Annotated in this window: 2 protein-coding genes and 1 pseudogene; 1 reads left to right on the forward strand and 2 read right to left on the reverse strand. The window is 66.4% G+C overall.

Features of this window, described 5'->3' with window-relative positions:
• Positions 1–921 (reverse strand): S4 domain-containing protein (locus EOA60_RS39790; RefSeq protein WP_281060798.1); only part of this gene is annotated, 921 nt, incomplete at its 3' end.
• Between the two features lie 182 nt (positions 922–1103).
• Between EOA60_RS39790 and EOA60_RS31065 the strand changes: the two genes are divergently transcribed.
• Positions 1104–1565, forward strand: coding sequence for a nucleoside deaminase (locus EOA60_RS31065; protein ID WP_066996659.1), 462 nt, complete (start codon positions 1104–1106; stop codon positions 1563–1565).
• 85 nt (positions 1566–1650) lie between these two features.
• Here EOA60_RS31065 and EOA60_RS31070 read toward each other — a convergent pair.
• Positions 1651–1866: pseudogene (locus EOA60_RS31070) on the reverse strand (hypothetical protein); the annotation flags it as partial.

The raw sequence follows: 1866 nt of genomic DNA on the forward strand, positions 1-1866 counted from the left end.
GTCGAGATGGATGCCGTCGTCGGGCATGACGTTGAAGGCCGGCGACGACAGCACCTTGCCGTTGACCTTGACGCGGCCGGCGGCGATCAGTTCCTCGGCGTCGCGGCGCGAGGCGATGCCGGCGCGCGCCAGCCGCTTGGCGATGCGCTCGCCGGCCTCGGGCGCTGCTTCTGAGGGCCGCGGGCGCGGCTTGAAGCCGCCTTCCGGCTTTCTCGCGGCGCTGTCGCGCGGCGCTCGATCGGCGAAATCCCGCTTCGGGCGTTGCGCGAAGTCGCCTCCGTCTTCGCGCTGCGGCCGGTCGGCCAAGTCGCGCTTGGGCCGATCGCCGAAATCCCGCTTGGGCCGATCGCCGAACTCGCGCTTGGGGCGATCGAAGCGCCGTTCGGCGCGTTCGCCTTCGGCGGCCATCGGCCGGTCGCCGCGCGGCGTGTAGGGCTTACGGCCTTCGCGCTTGTCGAAGGGTTTGCCGTCGCGCGGCGGACCTTTGCGGAACGGTCGTTCGCCACGCTCTCCACCTTCGCCCCCGTCACGAGGCTTGTAGCTGCGTTTGAAATCGCGGCGCTCGCCTTCCGCGGCCGCTGGCCGATCGCCACGTGGCGTATAGGACTTGCGGGCGCCATCGCGTTTTTCGAACGGCTTTCCCTCGGGGCGCGGTCCTTTGCGGAACGGTCGTTCTCCGCGTTCCGCGCCCTCGACGGCGCGCGGCTTGTAGCTGCGCTTGAAATCGCGCGCGGGGCGCTCGCCATCGGCGGCCATCGGCCTGTCGTCACGCTGCGTGTAAGGCTTGCGCGCGCCATCGCGCTTCTCGAAGGGCTTATTCTGCGAACGCGCTCCCTGGCGGAACGGCTTGTCGCCGCGCGGCGTCGGTTTCGATCCGCCTTTGCCCGGCCCTTTGCGTGATGATTTCTTGTCGTCGTCCATATGGATCTTGCTCTTCTTGGACTGCCGCGGCGTACGCGCCCGGTCGGACGCGTTATGCAGGGCAGTGTCATCTTGATTTGCGCATGCAGCAGCGCGGCAAAAACCGATTCCGGTTTTCAGGGTCACGCGCTAGATAACAGGATCACCGTCGGGTGGCGAGGAGTAATCGGAATGCAAAGCGCGTGAAGCGGCCGGATTTCATGGCTTTGGCGCTCAAGGAAGCCGAAGCGGCCGCAAGCCGGGGCGAAGTGCCGGTCGGCGCGGTGATCGCCAACGGCAACATTGTCGTGGCCAAGGCCGGCAACCGCACGCGCGAGTTGGCCGATCCGACTGCGCATGCCGAAATGCTGGCGATCCGCGAAGCCTGCCGGCAACTCGCCAGCGAGCGGCTTACCGGTCACGATCTCTATGTGACGCTCGAGCCCTGCGCCATGTGCGCCGGCGCCATTTCGTTCGCGAGACTCCGCCGGCTCTATTTCGGCGCGGCCGACGAGAAGGGCGGCGCGGTGGTCAACGGCGTGCGCTTCTTCGCCTCGCCCACCTGCCACCACGCGCCGGACGTCTATTCCGGCTTGGGCGAAAGCGAAGCGGCCCTCATCCTGAAGGAGTTCTTTCGCGAGAGGCGGAATGGCAGTGAATGGTGAATGGTTGACGCAAGCAGTGAGTAGCAAAGAAGCAGGTCGTGAGTAGTGAGCAACAGAGACCTATTCGCAATTCGCTATTCGCTACTTACAGCCCCAGCCAGTCAAACCAGCCGCCGCCCTTCTTGCCTTCCGCCTGCGCCTTGAGCCGGCGCTCCTTCTTGTACTCGTCCTCGCCGAGCTCGTTTTGCGGCGCGGTGTCGGCGGCCTGACGATAGGCAAGCGGCGGCTCGCTCAAATACTTGCGGACATTGGGATTGCCCTGCTTCTGCTCCGCGAGGCGGCGCTGGATCTCGGCGGTTCG

Origin of the sequence: Mesorhizobium sp. M1A.F.Ca.IN.020.06.1.1, from assembly GCF_004023265.1 — a bacterium.
GTDB lineage: Bacteria > Pseudomonadota > Alphaproteobacteria > Rhizobiales > Rhizobiaceae > Mesorhizobium.